The 15,945-nt window shown below is 70.5% G+C and carries 15 protein-coding genes, 1 tRNA gene and 1 pseudogene; 10 read left to right on the plus strand and 7 right to left on the minus strand.

Annotation, left to right across the window (positions count from 1 at the left end):
• The first annotated feature begins 69 nt into the window (after positions 1-69).
• From ACFYWI_RS31490 to ACFYWI_RS31505, 4 genes and pseudogenes are all read left to right on the plus strand, one after another.
• Positions 70-983, plus strand: a pseudogene (locus ACFYWI_RS31490) (DUF6397 family protein).
• Positions 984-1,132: 149 nt separating this feature from the next.
• A complete protein-coding gene (gene tdh / locus ACFYWI_RS31495; protein ID WP_389239085.1) occupies positions 1,133-2,161 on the plus strand; it encodes an L-threonine 3-dehydrogenase in 1,029 nt (342 codons plus the stop codon).
• 190 nt (positions 2,162-2,351) lie between these two features.
• On the plus strand, positions 2,352-3,545 hold the full coding sequence (locus ACFYWI_RS31500) for a glycine C-acetyltransferase (protein ID WP_389239087.1): 1,194 nt from the start codon (positions 2,352-2,354) through the stop codon (positions 3,543-3,545).
• Positions 3,542-4,456: a LysR substrate-binding domain-containing protein gene (locus ACFYWI_RS31505; RefSeq protein WP_389239089.1), complete on the plus strand. Its 915-nt coding sequence runs from the start codon at positions 3,542-3,544 to the stop codon at positions 4,454-4,456. Before ACFYWI_RS31500 ends, ACFYWI_RS31505 begins: the two co-directional genes overlap by 4 nt.
• 11 nt (positions 4,457-4,467) lie before the next feature.
• Here ACFYWI_RS31505 and ACFYWI_RS31510 read toward each other — a convergent pair whose 3' ends face one another.
• From ACFYWI_RS31510 to ACFYWI_RS31520, 3 genes are all read right to left on the minus strand, one after another.
• Positions 4,468-4,977, minus strand: a complete 510-nt coding sequence (locus ACFYWI_RS31510) for an SRPBCC family protein (protein ID WP_389239091.1) — start codon at positions 4,975-4,977, stop codon at positions 4,468-4,470.
• A gap of 324 nt (positions 4,978-5,301) precedes the next feature.
• On the minus strand, positions 5,302-7,605 hold the full coding sequence (secD, locus tag ACFYWI_RS31515) for a protein translocase subunit SecD (protein ID WP_389239093.1): 2,304 nt from the start codon (positions 7,603-7,605) through the stop codon (positions 5,302-5,304).
• Between the two features lie 126 nt (positions 7,606-7,731).
• Positions 7,732-8,190: a hypothetical protein gene (locus ACFYWI_RS31520; RefSeq protein WP_389239095.1), complete on the minus strand. Its 459-nt coding sequence runs from the start codon at positions 8,188-8,190 to the stop codon at positions 7,732-7,734.
• Between the two features lie 211 nt (positions 8,191-8,401).
• On the opposite strand from ACFYWI_RS31520, the gene ACFYWI_RS31525 reads away from it, so the two are divergent.
• From ACFYWI_RS31525 to ACFYWI_RS31535, 3 genes are read left to right on the plus strand one after another with little or no spacing between them, the layout of a single operon-like run.
• Positions 8,402-9,262: an ABC transporter substrate-binding protein gene (locus ACFYWI_RS31525; protein ID WP_389239097.1), complete on the plus strand. Its 861-nt coding sequence runs from the start codon at positions 8,402-8,404 to the stop codon at positions 9,260-9,262.
• Positions 9,229-10,059, plus strand: a complete 831-nt coding sequence (locus tag ACFYWI_RS31530) for an amino acid ABC transporter permease (protein ID WP_389239099.1) — start codon at positions 9,229-9,231, stop codon at positions 10,057-10,059. Before ACFYWI_RS31525 ends, ACFYWI_RS31530 begins: the two co-directional genes overlap by 34 nt.
• A 7-nt stretch (positions 10,060-10,066) precedes the next feature.
• Positions 10,067-10,912: an amino acid ABC transporter ATP-binding protein gene (locus ACFYWI_RS31535; RefSeq protein WP_389239101.1), complete on the plus strand. Its 846-nt coding sequence runs from the start codon at positions 10,067-10,069 to the stop codon at positions 10,910-10,912.
• Positions 10,913-10,973: 61 nt separating this feature from the next.
• On the opposite strand, the gene ACFYWI_RS31540 is transcribed toward ACFYWI_RS31535, so the two are convergent.
• Entirely contained in the window at positions 10,974-11,624 is a 651-nt protein-coding gene (locus tag ACFYWI_RS31540; RefSeq protein WP_389239103.1) for a DUF4360 domain-containing protein, read from the minus strand.
• A 416-nt stretch (positions 11,625-12,040) separates the two neighbouring features.
• On the opposite strand from ACFYWI_RS31540, the gene ACFYWI_RS31545 reads away from it, so the two are divergent.
• Positions 12,041-12,784, plus strand: coding sequence for a class I SAM-dependent methyltransferase (locus ACFYWI_RS31545; RefSeq protein ID WP_389239105.1), 744 nt, complete (start codon positions 12,041-12,043; stop codon positions 12,782-12,784).
• Between the two features lie 42 nt (positions 12,785-12,826).
• Here the strand turns inward: ACFYWI_RS31545 and ACFYWI_RS31550 are convergent, their stop codons facing one another.
• Positions 12,827-13,282, minus strand: a complete 456-nt coding sequence (locus ACFYWI_RS31550; protein ID WP_389239108.1) for a VOC family protein — start codon at positions 13,280-13,282, stop codon at positions 12,827-12,829.
• 48 nt (positions 13,283-13,330) lie between these two features.
• Positions 13,331-14,071 (minus strand): carbonic anhydrase, encoded by a 741-nt coding sequence (locus ACFYWI_RS31555; RefSeq protein ID WP_389239110.1) that lies wholly within the window; start codon positions 14,069-14,071, stop codon positions 13,331-13,333.
• Positions 14,072-14,225: 154 nt separating this feature from the next.
• On the opposite strand from ACFYWI_RS31555, the gene ACFYWI_RS31560 reads away from it, so the two are divergent.
• On the plus strand, positions 14,226-15,104 hold the full coding sequence (locus tag ACFYWI_RS31560) for an ATP-grasp domain-containing protein (protein WP_389239112.1): 879 nt from the start codon (positions 14,226-14,228) through the stop codon (positions 15,102-15,104).
• A gap of 235 nt (positions 15,105-15,339) precedes the next feature.
• Complete coding sequence (locus ACFYWI_RS31565; RefSeq protein ID WP_389239114.1) at positions 15,340-15,753, plus strand: hypothetical protein; 414 nt, start codon at positions 15,340-15,342, stop codon at positions 15,751-15,753.
• Between the two features lie 108 nt (positions 15,754-15,861).
• Here ACFYWI_RS31565 and ACFYWI_RS31570 read toward each other — a convergent pair.
• Positions 15,862-15,934 (minus strand) — tRNA-Trp (locus ACFYWI_RS31570).
• Between the last annotated feature and the right edge of the window lie 11 nt (positions 15,935-15,945).

Below are 15,945 nucleotides of genomic sequence, written 5' to 3' on the forward strand. Positions count from 1 at the left end.
GGTGCGCGGCCTTGCGCTCGCCGGGCCGCAAGGGAACCGGACCTCAAGCGCGGCGAGTTCGATCTCGCCGTGCAGCTGGGGCACATCCGCACGACACGGGACGCGAGCGGCGGCCCGCCGCGGGTCGCCCGGGCGGATATCGACCGGCTGCGAGGTGCGCACGGGTTCCCCGACGCCGTGCGGGATCGTGTGCGGGCCGTGGGCACAGTGGAGGGTGCGGCGCTCGTGGACATCAGCCCGGCGCGCTTCACCGCACTCGCCAGGACCGGGCACGTGACGCCCATCCGGTTCCGTCTCAACCGCTACCGCGCGGTGGTGTGGCTGTATCTCGCCGACGAGCTGCGTGACTTCGCGCGCGACCACGCCGAGCTGCTGACCGGCCGAACCCCGCCCGCGGTGCGGGCCGCGCTGGAGGCCGGTGAGGACCGGCGCGCACGCAACTGGCGGGGGCGGAGACTGGGACTGCTGCTGCGGGCGACCGCGGACCCATGGGAACGCGCGGCGGCGATTGCGGCCGTTCTGGACCCCGTGGCCGTGGCCGAGGTGGTGCCCGATCCGTACGAGCGCTCGCACCTGGGGTCCTGCGCCCCGCGCTCGCCGGGTCGGTCGGGCAGTCACCGGCCGCGCGGGAGCGGGTGGCGCGGCTTCTGCTCGCCGACCACCCGGACGAGATCCTGTGGCACAGGGTCAGCCTGGCGGATGCACTGCGCGAGGCACGCGAGCAGGCACCAATGCTCCGGCCGACCGTCGAGACCCCGTTCCTGCGCCTGCCGATCCCGGCGCATCCACCGTCGGTACGGCCGCGGCGGCTGTCTGCGCCGCCGACGCCTGCGCGCCATCGGCCGGCATCTCCGCAGCCGTCACACCGGCAGTCGGTAGATCGGCAGCCGGTCCCGTGCCGGCCGACGCGGGGCACGCCGCTGTCGCTGCTGGCGAGGCTGCGCCGGCGAAGGAGACCAGCGGCATGCGCCGGGGACGTTTGAACCGGTGGCATGAAGCTCCGCTGTGGGCCCGCTTAAGAAAACCTCGATGGACGCGACGCTCCGAGCTGGGCAGATTGGTGCCCGTCCACTGACCGGAGCCGTATTTTCGGTATTCGGTCAGTCCCGTCACCCCGCCTGGAGCCACGCCGATGAAGGCCCTTGTCAAGCAGCATGCCGAGCCCGGCCTGTGGCTCATGGATGTGCCGGAGCCCGAGACCGGCCCCGGCGACGTGCTCATCAAGGTGCTGCGCACCGGAATCTGCGGCACCGACCTGCACATCAGGTCCTGGGACGGCTGGGCCCAGCAGGCCGTCAGCACCCCCCGGGTGCTCGGCCACGAGTTCGTCGGTGAGGTCGCCGCCGTCGGCGCGGACGTCCGCGACATCGCGGTCGGTGACGTGGTCAGCGGCGAGGGCCACCTGGTGTGCGGCAAGTGCCGCAACTGTCTCGCCGGCCGCCGTCATCTGTGCCGCAGCACGATCGGACTCGGCGTCGGCCGCGACGGAGCGTTCGCCGAATACGTCGCCTTGCCCGCCTCCAACGTGTGGGTGCATCGCACCGAGGTGAACCTGGACGTGGCCGCGATCTTCGACCCGTTCGGCAACGCCGTCCATACCGCCCTGTCCTTCCCGCTCGTCGGCGAGGACGTGCTGATCACCGGCGCGGGCCCGATCGGGATAATGGCCGCCGCTGTCGCCAAGCACGCCGGCGCCCGCAATGTCGTGATCACCGACGTCAGCGAGTCGCGTCTGGAGCTCGCCCGCAAGGTCGGCGCGACGCTCGCCGTGAACGTGGCCGAGAGCGACATCGCCGCAGCCCAGCGCACGCTCGGCCTCAAGGAGGGCTTCGACATCGGCCTGGAGATGTCCGGCCGGCCCGAGGCCATGCGCGACATGGTCGACAACATGACACACGGCGGCCGCATCGCCATGCTCGGCCTGCCCGCGCAGGAGTTCGCGGTCGACTGGTCGAAAATCGTGACCTCCATGATCACCATCAAGGGCATCTACGGCCGCGAGATGTTCGAGACGTGGTACGCGATGACGGTCCTGCTCGAAAGCGGCCTCGACCTCAGCCCGGTGATCACCGGCAGTTACGGCTACCAGGACTTCAACGCCGCCTTCGACGAGGCCGCAACCGCCCGCAGCGGCAAGATCATCCTGGACTGGACCGCCTAGTCCGGGCCCCGTTGCCCGCGGCTCGCTCACGCGTTGTCCGACACCCGATTGTGCCCGGTCCCTTCCCTCGGGACCTCCGCGCGCTCCTCGTGCGGCCACGCCCGACCGCCGGCCGCGGGCCGGACGCCCCTCGGCTCAACTTGCCACGCCCCTCCACTCGCCCGCAGACACCCCGTTAGGGAGCAGCCTCATGTACGTGTCCGTTCGTGACGACCTTCGTGCCACCCTCGACGAGATCCGTGACGCCGGCCTCTACAAGCCCGAGCGGGTCATCGGCACCCCGCAGAGCGCCTCCGTCGCCGTCACCGCCGGCGGCGCCCCCGGCGATGTGCTCAACTTCTGCGCCAACAACTACCTCGGTCTCGCCGACCACCCCGAGGTCGTCGCCGCCGCCAAGGACGCACTGGACCGCTGGGGCTACGGCATGGCCTCCGTCCGGTTCATCTGCGGCACCCAGGACGTCCACAAGGAGCTCGAGCGGCGCCTGTCCGCGTTCCTCGGCCAGGAGGACACGATCCTCTACTCCTCCTGCTTCGACGCGAACGGCGGAGTGTTCGAGACGCTGCTCGGCCCCGAGGACGCCGTCATCTCCGACGCCCTCAACCATGCCAGCATCATCGACGGCATCCGGCTGTCCAAGGCCCGCCGCCACCGTTACGCCAACCGAGACCTCGCCGACCTCGAGCAGCAGCTCAAGCAGACGCAGGACGCCCGCCGCCGCTTTGTCGTCACCGACGGTGTCTTCTCCATGGACGGTTACGTCGCCCCGCTCAGTGAGATCTGCGACCTGGCCGACCGCTACGACGCCATGGTCATGGTCGACGACTCGCACGCCGTCGGCTTCGTCGGCCCCGGCGGCCGCGGCACCCCCGAGCTGCACGGCGTGATGGACCGGGTCGACATCATCACCGGCACCCTCGGCAAGGCACTCGGGGGCGCGTCCGGCGGGTACGTCGCCGCCCGCGCCGAGATCGTGGAACTGCTGCGCCAGCGCTCCCGGCCGTACCTCTTCTCCAACTCCCTCGCCCCGGTGATCGCCGCCGCCTCCCTCAAGGTCCTCGATCTGCTGGAGTCGGCCGGTGACCTGCGGGACAAGCTCGCTGCCAACACGACGCTCTTCCGCACGAAGATGACCGAGGCCGGCTTCGATGTCCTGCCGGGCGACCACGCCATCGCGCCAGTCATGATCGGCGACGCCGCCGAGGCCGGCCGGATGGCGGAGCTGCTCCTGGAGCGCGGCGTGTACGTGATCGGCTTCTCGTACCCGGTGGTCCCGATGGGGCAGGCCCGGATCCGCGTCCAGCTGTCCGCCGCGCACTCCACCGAGGACGTGGACCGGGCGGTGGCGGCCTTCGTCGACGCACGCGCGACAATGGCCGGGTGATCGACCCCCGCCGACTGCGCATCCTGCGGGCCGTGGCGGACCACCGTACGGTGACCGCCGCGGCCTCCGCGCTCTACCTCACCCCCTCGGCCGTCTCCCAGCAGCTCAACGCACTCGAGCAGGAGACGGGCCACGCGCTGCTGATCCGCAGCGGCAAGGGAGTGCGGCTGACGGCGGCGGGCGAGATCCTGCTGGCCCACACCCACGTGGTCCTGGCCCAGCTGGAGCGGGCCGAGGCCGAGCTCGCGGCGTACGCGGGCGGCACGGCGGGCGAGGTGACGGTCGCCGCGTTCGCCACCGGTATCGCCGAGGTCGTCGCCCCGGCGATAGACAGCCTGGCCGCGGACCGGCCGGGCATCCGCGTACGGGTGCGCGACGCGGAGGGTGACGAGAGTCTGCCGCTCGTGCTCGACGGCGAGGCGGACCTCGCCGTCGCCGTGGAGTACCGGGGCGCACCGGGCGCGGACGACCGGCGACTGGCAAGGGTGGCGCTGTACGCGGAGCCGTTCGACGCCGTGCTGCGCGCCGACCATCCGCTCGCAGGCAGCGAGCGCGTGGAGCTGGCCGAGCTCTGCGACAGCGACTGGATCGGCCCCTATCCCGGCAACCCCTGCCACGACATGGTGCTGCTCGCCTGCGAGCTGGCCGGCTTCCAGCCGAGGCTTGTGCACTCCTCCGACGACTTCCGGGCCGTCGTCGCGCTCGCCGGGGCGGGGGCGGGGGTCGCCCTCGTCCCACGCTCGGCGCTGCGCGGGATGGAGCTGAGCCGCACCGTCGTCCGCCCGGTGTCGGGCCCGGCGGCGACCCGCAGGGTGTTCGCCGCCGTGCGCCGCGGCGCGGAATCGCACCCGCTGATCCGGCCCGTGCTCGACGCCCTTGCGCACTCCGCGGCCGACCTGTCCACGGACTGACCTGCCCGGCCCTACGAGGGCTCGGACTCCATCGCCTTCTTGAGGTTGTCGAGTGTCGTGCGGATGTTGCGGCGCTGGAAGTCGGCGAACGTGTGCCCCCGCGTCGCCATCCTGTCGAACGCATGGGCCAGGAAGTCCGGCCACGCCCGTCGGTCGTCCGTCCATGTCTCCGTCACCCGCGTCCCGCCCTCGCCCGCGGGCTCGAAGCGGTACTCCCAGCTGGCGATGCGGCCCCGCAGAACAGGACGCCGTCTGCCGATGGCCCGCACCCGGAAGGCGAACCGCTCGCCCGGATCGGCGGCCGTAACCGTGCAACGGGTGGTCCAGCTCAGCGGCCCGCGCGTGTTGCGCCCGTCGAAGACCATGCCCACGTAGGCCTGCTCGCTGCCGTCACGCACGGTTGCGCCACGGTTCTCGGGACTCCACCGCCCCATCAGTGCGGGATTGCTCACCTGCGCATAGATCGTCGAGGGCGACGCGTCGATCACGACGCTGTCCGAGACGCTGAATATCCGTGACATGGATACGACTCCGATCGTGAGGGCCGCCCGACGCTATCGCGCCGCGTCCGGCCGCCGCGCCGGGGGTGCCGTGCCGCCGGGGCATACCGACACCCAGCAGCACGACCACCATGCCTGTCACCGAGCTGCACGCCCTGCTCGACGCCCCGGGCGACTCTGCGCAGAGACGCCCGGGCCGGTTCCCGTACGGCTCGTCAGGGGCGGACCGCCAACTTGAAGCTCTGCGCGGGGCAGTTCTCGCAGAGAAGCGCGGGCCCGATGGACCGCCCGACGGCCGGGCCGCGGTGATCGCTGCCAGGCCGACGGACCCATGATGACTGCGGGTCAGATCACCGCCCCTGAACGGTTCCTGGCCCGAGCCCGTGTCTCTCGGGTCCCTGCGGCGCCGGTCGCCTCCGGATACCGCGACGGGAGAATGACGGCCAGCGGCATCGCAGTGAAGACCGTGGACGCCATTCCCACCACGACACCCGCCAGCAGCGCGACGCAGAAGTCGGTGAGCGAGTCGCCGCCGAGCACCGCAAGAGCCGCCAGTACGAACAGCGCCCCCATACCGGTGTTGACCGTGCGCGGCAGGGTCTGCGCGACGGCACGGTCCGCCAGGTCCGCCAGGGCGACGGGACCCCCTGCCCGCCGCAGTTCGCGCAGCCTGTCGAGTACCACCACCGTGTCGTTGACGGAGTAACCCACGACGGTCAGCAGAGCGGCGAGGAACACACTGTCGACCGGCTTGCCGAGCCAGGCGAACAGACCCACCACCAGCACGACGTCCTGCACCATCGCGACGACCGCGGCTGCTGCGAAGGTCCAGCGGAAACGGACCGTGAGATACAGCAGTTGGGCCGCGACGGCCACGCCCAGCGCGATCAGCGCATGCGTCCGCAGTTCGCTGCCCAGGCTGGGGCCGATGAGCTCGTCCCGCTCCACGGTGACCTTCCCCACCGATGCGGTGAGTGCGCCGCGGATGCGCTCCTGCTGGTCGTTGCTCAGTTGCCCGGTGCGTACGGTGACGGCACCTTCGCCCGTGGTCTGTACGAGGGCGTTCGGGAAGCCCGCATCGGCGACGACCTCACGGGCCCTGTCTGCGTCCACCGGCCGCTCGGCCGCGTACTGCACGACCCGACCGCCGGTGAACTCGACGCCGAACTCCAGGCCGCGGACGCCGATCCCGCCGACGGCCAGGAGCACCAGGCCGGCGCAGATCCCCAGCCACCGTCGCCGGTCCCGCATCAGCCGCGGCGGCCGCCGCGTGAGCCTGGCCCGCAGCCGGCCGGTCCTGGCCAGCCCGCTCAGCGCCGGGCGGCGCCTCACGAAAGGCATGCGCACGGCCCACTCGGCGAGCAGCCTTGTGATCACCATCGCCGAGACCATCGACGCGAGCACGCCGATGGCCAGGGTCACTCCGAAACCCTTCACCGGCCCCGTGGCAAAGAGGAACAGCAGCCCGGCCGCGAGCAGCGTGGTCACATTCGAGTCGGCCACCGCACTCCAGGCCTTGTCGAACCCGGTACGCAGCGGCGTGCGCAGGTCCGCCGGGCGGCGGGCGGAGCGCGCGTACTCCTCCCGCGCACGCTCGAACACGAGCACATTCGCGTCGACGGCGATGCCGATGGCGAGAACGAACCCGGCCAGACCGGGCAGGGTGAGCGTGGCGCCCAGAGCAACGACGGCGGCGTACGAGATCAGTCCGTACAGCGCCAGGGCCACCGTGGCGAGCAGGCCGAGCAGCCGGTAGACGGCGATGATGAAGACGCCCGTGCAGACAAGCCCGATCAGCGCGGCCAGCGCACTCGCCCGGATCGCCTCCTCACCGAGCGTCGGGCCGACCGTGCTCTGTTCGACCGCGGTCACGGGCACCGGCAGCGCACCGCCCTTGACGAGTGCCGCGAGCTCCCGTGCCGCGGTCGCGTCGAAACCACCGGTGATCTGCGCCGAACCTCCAGTGATGCCGGCGCCGCACGTCACGCCGTTCTGCATTCCCGGGGCGGACACCGCCCTGTCGTCCAGCACGATCGCCACCCGGCGGGCGGGATCACCGGGCGCGGCGCAGGCGGCCTCGCCGGTAACGCGGGCCCACTCGCGGCCCGCGTCACCGCGGAACGAGAGGTCGACACCCCAGCCCTGGCCGGTCCGGGTGCCGAGCACGGCCGTCGCATCCTCGACACCGTCGCCCGTCAGCGCGGGCGGGCCGAGCCGCAGGTGGCTCCCTGGGGCGTCGGGATCGGTCAGCACCCGTGAGCCGTCCGCCGCCGGACGGCTCGGTGGGCCGTCCGATCCGCCCAGCACCGGGTGGAAGGTCAGCTGTGCGGTACGGCCGATCACGGCGGCGGCCTTGCGCGGGTCCTGCACGCCGGGCAGTTCGACGACGATGCGCCGCTCCCCGGAGCGGGCGAGCGACGGCTCGCTGACGCCGAGGCCATCGATGCGCCCGCGCAGTACTTCCAGCGCGCGGTCGGTGGCGGCCGCGTCGGCACGGACGGTGGGGGAGTCCCGGGTCTCCAGGACGATCCGGGTCCCGCCGCGCAGATCGAGTCCGAGGCGGGCAGGGGTGGTCAGGGCCACGTACAGGGACACGGCAACGACGGCGAGCGCGATCAGCGCACGCCAGGCCGTGGGGGAAAAGGACATGAAGGCTCCACGGGCAGCACACAGACGCCCGGCGTCTGCGGTTGACGACGTAAGGGAAGGAGACGCCTACGCCTGGTCCCGGTGTGCGGGCATGCCGCAGTGCGGGACGGCGGGCGTCGGAGAACGTCAGCTGTGCCGGGTGAAGGGTGGAGCGCGGGTGTCCCGCGGGTCGTACGGATCACGGGGCGGCGCCCGCTCCTGGCGCGGCTGCACCGTGCCGTCGGCATGGACCCTGCGTACGGGGGCGGGGGACACCGGACCGGGCAGTACCGGGGGAGGGCCGGGCGGCCGGACCGTGGCGTCGGCGACCACGATCTGCTGCGGAACCGCGGCATGCGGTGCCTGCGCCTGCGTGACCTGCCGCCGGTCGTCGAGTCGTACGGTGCCGGCCCCGAAATCCGTGACGGCGGCGGCGTGCGCACTCATCGACGCGACCGGGGTGGTCGGCGCATCCATGGACACGAGCGGTGCGAGCGGGGCTGCGGCGCCGGCGGCCGTACCGGTCAGCGTCAGGAAGACGGACCAGACACCGAACAGCACGGACGGCAGGGCGGAAGCGACGAAGAGCCGTGCACGTTGCCTCATCCCGCCCCCCTTCTCCGCCCCTTGGGCTGCGCCCGGGCAAGTGCCCACGCCCAGCGTAGGCGAGGTGGCCGACATGCGGTGCTCAGGGCACGGCACCCGCCCTGTCCAAGGACTGGAACACCTCGTGGACGGGTACGTCACCTGCGGCTTCGGTGGCTTACGATCTCGGCGGACGGTCGCGATCCGGCTGCCGCCAGCTCCCCCCACGACCATGGAGGTCACCGTGTTCCGGACGGCCAGCGGCCACCGTACCCACCGCACCAGCGTCCGATTTCGCGTCTCTGCGGGTGCCGTGGCGGCAGGGATGTTCCTCGCCGTCGGCTGTTCCTCGAGCGACGAGGGACCGGGCAAAGCGGCGGGCGGCGTCCCCGTGGTCGAAAAGGGCAAACTGACCACCTGTACCCATCTGCCCTATCCGCCCTTCCAGTTCGAGCAGAACGGCAAGGTCGTCGGTTTCGACGTGGCCCTGGTCGATCTCATGGCGAAGAATCTCAAGGTCGAGCAGAAGATCCTCGACACCCCGTTCGAGAACTTCAAGACGGGTGCGTTCCTCAACTCGGGCGAGTGCGACCTGGCCGCGGCCGGTATGACGATCACCGAGGAGCGCAAGAAGAACGTCGACTTCTCGGTCCCCTACTTCGACGCCACCCAGGCGGTGCTGGCGACGAAGAAGAGCGGCGTGAAGACGCTGGGCGACGTGAAGGCCAAGAACAAGAAGCTCGGCGCCCAGGCCGAGACCACCGGCGAGAGCTACGCAAAGTCGCAGGGTTTCGACCCGGTCGCCTTCGAGAGCTCCGACGCCGTGCTGAACGGTCTGCGCACCGGCCAGGTCGACGCCGTCGTGATCGACTACCCGGTCGTCCAGGGCTGGCTGAAGGACAAGGCGAACGCCGCCGAGTTCGTCCTCGGCGACAACATCGACACCGGTGAGCAGTACGGCTTCTCGGTGAAGAAGGGCAACGACAAGCTGCTCGCCGTGATCAACAAGACGATCAAGGACGCCCGCGCCGACGGCACCTACGACAAGATCTACGAGCAGTGGATCGGCCCGCTGCCCCAGGGCCGGTCGTGACCTCACGTCTCACCCGGCGCCAGCGGCGCCGGGTCTCGCAGGGTGTTCAGTACGTGATCTTCGTGGCGGTCCTGGTTGTGATCGGCTTCCAGGCCGACTGGGACCGGCTGCAGAATCAGTTCGCGCAGAAGGACCTCGCCAAGGAGCTCTTCCCGGACATCATCACCATCGCGCTGCGCAACACGGTGGTGTACACGCTCTCCGGGTTCCTCTTCGGCCTGGTGCTCGGGCTGGTCATCGCCCTGATGCGGCTGTCGTCCGTGGCCCCATACCGGTGGGTCGCGAGCGTCTACATCGAGATCTTCCGCGGCCTGCCGGCGCTGCTGATCTTCATCTTCGTCGGTGTCGCGGTGCCCCTGGCGTTCCCGGGTACGGAGATTCCCGGCGGCGTCTACGGCAAGGTCGCGCTCGGCCTCGGCCTGGTCGCCGCCGCCTATATGGCCGAGACCATCCGGGCCGGCATCCAGGCCGTGCCCAAGGGGCAGATGGAGGCAGCCCGTTCACTGGGCTTCTCGCACGCCAGAGCCATGGTCTCGGTGATCATTCCGCAGGCGTTCCGTATCGTCATTCCGCCGCTGACCAATGAACTGGTGCTGCTGTTCAAGGACTCCTCGCTGGTGCTGTTCCTCGGGGTCACGCTGAACGAACGGGAGTTGACCAAGTTCGGCAGGGACCTGGCGAGCCAGACCGCCAACTCGACGCCCATCCTGGTCGCCGGCCTGTGCTACCTGCTGGTGACCGTGCCGCTCAGCTTCGTGGTGCGCCGCCTCGAGGCCCGCACCGAAAAAGCCAGGTGAGGACGGGATGCCACAGAAGCCGCCGACGGCCGGAAGCGGGAACATGAACGGCACAGGCCGCCCCGAGATCGAGATCCGGGGCCTGTACAAGTCCTTCGGGGACAACGAGGTCCTGAGGGGCATCGACCTGGACATCAACCGGGGCGAGGTGGTGTGCGTCATCGGCCCGTCCGGTTCGGGCAAGTCGACGCTGCTGCGCTGTGTGAATCTGCTGGAGGAGCCGACATCGGGCCAGGTGTTCGTCGGCGGCACGGAGGTCACCGACCTCGATGTCGACATCGATGCCGTACGCCGCCGGATCGGCATGGTCTTCCAGCAGTTCAACCTGTTCCCGCACGTGAACGTGACCGAGAATCTGACCCTGCCCCAGCGCCGGGTGCTGCGCCGCGACAAGGCCAAGGCGGCCGGGATCGCCCGGCAGAACCTGGAGCGGGTCGGTCTCGCCGACAAGGCGGACGCCTACCCCTCGCAGCTGTCCGGCGGGCAGCAGCAGCGGGTGGCCATCGCCCGCGCGCTGGTCATGGAGCCGGAGGTGATGCTCTTCGACGAGCCGACCTCCGCCCTCGACCCCGAACTGGTCGGCGATGTACTCGCCGTCATGCGGCTGCTGGCCGCGGAGGGCATGACCATGATGGTCGTCACCCATGAGATGAGCTTCGCCCGGGAGGTTGCCGACCGGGTGGTGTTCATGGACGGCGGTGTGATCGTCGAGCAGGGGCCGGCAGAGCAGGTGGTGGGCAATCCCCAGCACGAGCGGACCCGCAACTTCCTGATGCGCCTGCTGGACCCGGCCGCGGCCGAGCCACCGGGCTCGGACGGCGAACCGCCGCACGGCGTCGGCAAGGACGGCTGACGACTCGTCCACAGCTGATGCCCCGGCCGGGCGGGGGCAGGCCCGGCCGGGGCGGCGCAGGTCAGCTCTTCGGGCACTCCTTCCAGGCCAGGTGGTAGATGGTGCTGATGTCACCGTCGGTGGAGTCCATGGTCATGTAGCTGGTCGTCGTGGGGTCCGAGGTGCCTGCGTTGACGCGAAGTTCGGTGTTGATGTTGAAGTTGCGCTGCACGCCGCAGGGAGCCCAGACCAGCTGCGCCCAGTCGGTCCGGTCGGTGGCCTGCCAGTTGTCGTCGTACGGGCCCTGGAAGTTGTGCGTCCGGGACGCGGTGCTCGGTGAACCCTGGAAGTAGTACGACGCCTTCTCCGTGCTGCTCGCGCCCGGCTGCAGCGAGGCGAAGCCGCGGTAGTCGGCGCTGGCGACCGCGTAGGTGAAGCCCTGCGGCACATGCACGATCAGGTTCAGCTGACAGTTCTTGCGGCCCGCGGTTGGCGAGGAATTGCCGCCCACCTGCGCGAGATACTCGCTGTACGTCACGGTGAAGGCGGTGTTGTCCTGGGAGACGGCGACGGCGGCCGTCCCCTGTGGACACCCGGAGCCGTTGACGGTCGCGATGTCGATCACGATCTTGTCCGGCGGAGGGTCGGTGATCGCGGAGGGGCTGTGCTGTGCGGGGAGCGCGGAGGCGAACAACGCGGCTAACGCGCCGGTCACCAGCAGTCCACCGGTCATGGTTCTCCAATCCATTGCTTCGGTGCCGGGCGGCAGGGCGCACGGCTGTGCGTGCCGCGGGGTGGGGGGTGCGGTCGGCCGCGGGCGCGGTCGGCCGTCACAGACCTGGGGCGTTGGAGGGAACGTTGAATCGTCATGCACCTGACATGAACGACTCGCTCCCGGCCTGCGAAAGACCGGGAGTGGTCGGAATGGTAGGAACCATTGGTGGACCCGACTAGAGCGATGTCCGGCCATTCGGATCGATTCGCCACGGTGGCCGCCGCCCACCAGGACCCCCGCGGCCCTGGGCTGCGCCTCGGGCCGTCGTGCTGCCAGGGCCCATCCGGCAAGCACGCGGTCCGATGGCCGGAACGGGCGACCGGTTGCCTTGGGCGAGGCCACGCCGCCGGCTTCTGCCGCTACGCTGATCCGCGATGTTCACACCTCAGGGACCGACCCTTCGCGAACTGGCCGTCCAGGCGCTCTCCTCGACCGAACATGGCTACGACATGCTCGCCTCCAAGTTCGACCTGACTCCGTTCCGTACTTCCGATCGCGTACTCGACGCCGTCGCGCACGCCGTACGGCCGCTCGGCCCCTTCGAGGCCGGACTCGACATCTGCTGCGGGACCGGCGCAGGCGTGGGCATGCTGCGGCAGGTGTGCCGGGAGCACGTCACCGGCGTCGACTTCAGCGCGGGAATGCTCGCCGCCGCTGTCGCCTCCACCCCGGTCCCGGACGACAAGGGGCCGTCCGTCTCCTGGGTGCGCGCGGACGCCCGGGCGCTGCCCTTCGCGCCCGTCTTCGATCTGGCCGTGAGCTTCGGCGCCTTCGGTCACTTCCTTCCGGCACAGCGCCCGCTGCTCTTCGCCCAGGCCCACGCGGCGCTCCGCCCGGGAGGCCGTTTCGTGTTCCCCGTCATGGCTCCGCCGCGGCCACGTTCCCGGCTCTACTGGACCCTGCTCGGCTTCGACCTGACCATGCGCGTACGCAACGCTTTGTGGCGGCCCCGGTTCATCATGTACTACCGCACCTTCCCGCTCTCGAAGGTGATCGCCGACCTCCAACGGGCGGGTTTCGCAGTGGAGTTGCTGCCGCTCACGGAGCTGGGGCGGCTGGAGGACGGCAGCCCGCGTGCCCGGCTGGTGGTGGCACGCAAGGCAGGCGGCGGAACCTAGGGCGGCCCTCGGGGCCGCCTGCCGACCGTGGAGCCCGGCGCGCTAGGCGATGCAGAACTCGTTGCCCTCCGGGTCCTGCAGAACCACGGCGAAGTAGTCCATGTCAGGCTCGTCCATCGTGCGCAGGACACGTGCTCCGGACGCGGTCAGACGCTCGACCTCGCCCGTCACCCGTTCCGTGCGGAGCGCCAGCGGCACGCTCCGTCCTCCGCTCACCTTCAGATCGAGGTGCACTCGGTTCTTGACGGTCTTCGGCTCGGGTACGCGCTGGAACCAGACCCGAGGTCCGACGCCCTTGGGATCGACGATCGACTCGGGCAACTCGCCGACGCCCTCGGTCAGTTCCTCCTCGGGCACCCCCATGTCCGCCCACCACTCCCGCCACGTGGCGTGGCCGCCCGGCGGGGGCTCCGGCACATAGTGCAGTGCCTTCGTCCAGAACTCCACGAGCCTTCGAGGGTCGGCGCAGTCGATCGTGATCTGCAGTGTTGTTTCCATGACCGCAGGGTGCCAGAGGGGACCGACAACGAGCCCGGACCGGCTCAGTCACGCCACGGCGTGGACGCGCTGGGACGTGAGCTCGTAGCGCGCGCCGACGACCGCCAGGTCTCCCGTTGCGATCCTGGCGGCGAGATCGGGCTCCTCGGCCAGTCGCCGGCTGATCATGGCGACATTGCGGGTGACCGTGGAGTCGATCCTGGCGGCACCCTGCTGCGTGTGGTCGATGGCGGGACGTATCTGGTCGGCGACGTACTGGATGTGCGCGGGCAGTTCCCCGCCGGTCTCCTCGGCGTGCACCGCTGCGGTCACCGCTCCGCACGACTGGTGGCCCAGCACCATGATGAGCGGGATGTCCAGCTCCAGGACGCCGTACGCGATGCTGCCCAGTACGGCTTCGTCCAGCACCTCTCCCGCGGACCGCACAGTCATCAGATCGCCGAGTCCTTGGTCGAAGACCATTTCCGGGGGCACGCGCGAGTCGATGCAGCCCAGAACGACGGCGAACGGCTGCTGCCCGGATATCAGGGCTTTGCGCACGGCGCTCGTCTCGTGCGGATGCTTCTGCCTCAACGTCCGCCAGCGGCGGTTGCCCGCGGCCAGTTCGCGCAGTGCGTGCACGGGGTCGGCAGGGCGGGTCCGGGGCATCGTCGTGCGGGTCGTCGCCGACGCCGGCGCGGCGCCGACGGCCAAGCCGCCGGTGGCCAGCGCACCACCGGCGATGGCCGCCCGCAACAGGGTCCGGCGGCTTCCATGATCATGCTGAGGAGTTTCCTGCGTCGGATTCACGAGGTGAACGTAGATCTTTGGGTCGCATTCATGTTCGTATGGGTGGTTTCTTGGCGCACACTTGAACAAGGCCTGACCGAAGGCGCCTTGGATCCATGGGTATGAGCAAATGGCCGGGCTGGGTCAACACGCTGGGACGGGTTAGCGTGATCGCATGCCCGCACCCGTCCTGTACTGCTGTGATCCGCTCAATCCCCGGCGCGCCGACGAGCACTTCGCCGACGAGGCCCGCGAAGTCCGGGCCGCCGGTGGCGACATCGCCCTCATCGACCATGACGCGCTCCTCCAGGGCAACGCCGAACTGGCGGTCGCCCGGGTGCCAGAGGGACTCGGCGCGGCGTGGTACCGGGGCTGGATGATTCCGGCCGTTCAGTACGCGGACCTGAACGCGGCTCTCCTGCGCCGCGGCAGCAGCCTGATCGTCGGGCCCGACCGCTATCGGGCCGCGCACGAACTTCCCGGCTGGTACGAGGCGTTCACCGACGTCACCCCTGCGAGCGCGTGGCAGCCCACCGGACCGGGGCAGGCCCCGCCCCTGGCGCAGCTGTCGGCGCTCGCCGCGCAGCTGCCGTCCGGTGCCGCCATAGTGAAGGACTACGTCAAGTCCCGAAAAGATGCATGGGACCAGGCCTGCTACATCCCCGACCTCGGCGACCGCCGGCAACTGCAGCGGATCGTGGGGCGCTTCGTCGAGCTCCAGGCGGAGTTCCTGGCGGGCGGCATCGTGCTGCGCGCGTACGAGAGTTTCGTGAAGGACGTCACGGCCGCCCCGGAACTGCGCGTGTGGTGGCTGGACTCGGAGCCACGCCTGATCACACCGCATCCCGACAGCCGCAGCACCCGGGCACCCGCACCCGAGCTGGATCACATCACACCCGCCGTGCGCGGCCTCGGCTGCCGGTTCGTCACCACCGACGTCGCCCTGCGCGAGGACGGGATGTGGCGCGTCGTCGAGGTCGGCGACGGCCAGGTCAGCGACCTTCACACCGCCTGCGACCCGGCCGCGCTCGCCGCGCTGCTGGTCGGCCGATGACACATGTCCGCCGCCCGCTGCGACAGCGGGCGGCGGACACGCACAGGCAGGGGAGACAGGAGTCCAACCTGCGACATCCGGTTGGGACACCGGTGCTGAACCGCGGTGCGCCCCTTGGCAACGACCCGCAGCCCCTGGCCCTGCCGCTCTCCGAAAGGCGGGCCGTGGCGTAGGGCAACCATCCGCCCCCGTCGATGGTCATCACCACCACCCGCGCCGGCCAGGAGAACCACCCGTGACACGAGCTCGACGCCGCACCCGCCTCGCCCTCACACTCGCCGGACTCGCCTTCGCCATCTGGGGCATCGTCATCTACGGCCAAGGGACCGTCGCTGAAGGCGTTGCTGAGCAGGCCGCGATCAACGCCAGCGGCGACGACTGGATGGAAGTCCTCGGCCGCCCGAGCAGCGGCTGGACCGACGCCGACGAGGCCCGATGGGATATGGAGGTCGCCGAGTCGGATCAGACCCTTGGCATCCTCATGGCCCTCGCCGGACTTGGCATCGCCGCCGGCCGGTTCGCCGTCCGCCCCACCGCCCGCCTCGTCGGCGGGGAGCCTGGCCAGGTCGTGGACGAGGCGCTCGGCCTCGACGCCGATGTCGTCGCCGCCCTCGGCGAGGACCAGCAGCAGGCCCCCGGCCTTCCGTAGCCCGTGGCTCCCCGCCGACTGGGGGCGGTGCTGTACGGGGCATGCGAAAGCCCAGGCCGCTCATGCGCTGACCTGGGCTTTCACCGGCGACCTCGCTGGTCACGAAGGCAGGGGAGACAGGAGTCGAACCTGCGACATCCGGTTTTGGAGACCGGCGCTCTGGCCTCTGAGCTACACCCCTTCGGTGTCTGA

This window comes from Streptomyces sp. NPDC002889, assembly GCF_042888425.1.
GTDB lineage: Bacteria > Actinomycetota > Actinomycetes > Streptomycetales > Streptomycetaceae > Streptomyces.

What these genes read in the sequence shown, in the direction of transcription:
- ACFYWI_RS31540 (WP_389239103.1), bottom strand. Translation starts at nt 11,624, where the DNA reads ATGACCGGTGGACTGCTGGTGACCGGCGCGTTAGCCGCGTTGTTCGCC.
- ACFYWI_RS31535 (WP_389239101.1), top strand. Translation starts at nt 10,067, where the DNA reads ATGCCACAGAAGCCGCCGACGGCCGGAAGCGGGAACATGAACGGCACA.
- ACFYWI_RS31520 (WP_389239095.1), bottom strand. Translation starts at nt 8,190, where the DNA reads ATGAGGCAACGTGCACGGCTCTTCGTCGCTTCCGCCCTGCCGTCCGTG.
- ACFYWI_RS31510 (WP_389239091.1), bottom strand. Translation starts at nt 4,977, where the DNA reads ATGTCACGGATATTCAGCGTCTCGGACAGCGTCGTGATCGACGCGTCG.
- tdh (WP_389239085.1), top strand. Translation starts at nt 1,133, where the DNA reads ATGAAGGCCCTTGTCAAGCAGCATGCCGAGCCCGGCCTGTGGCTCATG.
- ACFYWI_RS31525 (WP_389239097.1), top strand. Translation starts at nt 8,402, where the DNA reads ATGGAGGTCACCGTGTTCCGGACGGCCAGCGGCCACCGTACCCACCGC.
- ACFYWI_RS31560 (WP_389239112.1), top strand. Translation starts at nt 14,226, where the DNA reads ATGCCCGCACCCGTCCTGTACTGCTGTGATCCGCTCAATCCCCGGCGC.
- ACFYWI_RS31550 (WP_389239108.1), bottom strand. Translation starts at nt 13,282, where the DNA reads ATGGAAACAACACTGCAGATCACGATCGACTGCGCCGACCCTCGAAGG.
- ACFYWI_RS31500 (WP_389239087.1), top strand. Translation starts at nt 2,352, where the DNA reads ATGTACGTGTCCGTTCGTGACGACCTTCGTGCCACCCTCGACGAGATC.
- ACFYWI_RS31545 (WP_389239105.1), top strand. Translation starts at nt 12,041, where the DNA reads ATGTTCACACCTCAGGGACCGACCCTTCGCGAACTGGCCGTCCAGGCG.
- secD (WP_389239093.1), bottom strand. Translation starts at nt 7,605, where the DNA reads ATGTCCTTTTCCCCCACGGCCTGGCGTGCGCTGATCGCGCTCGCCGTC.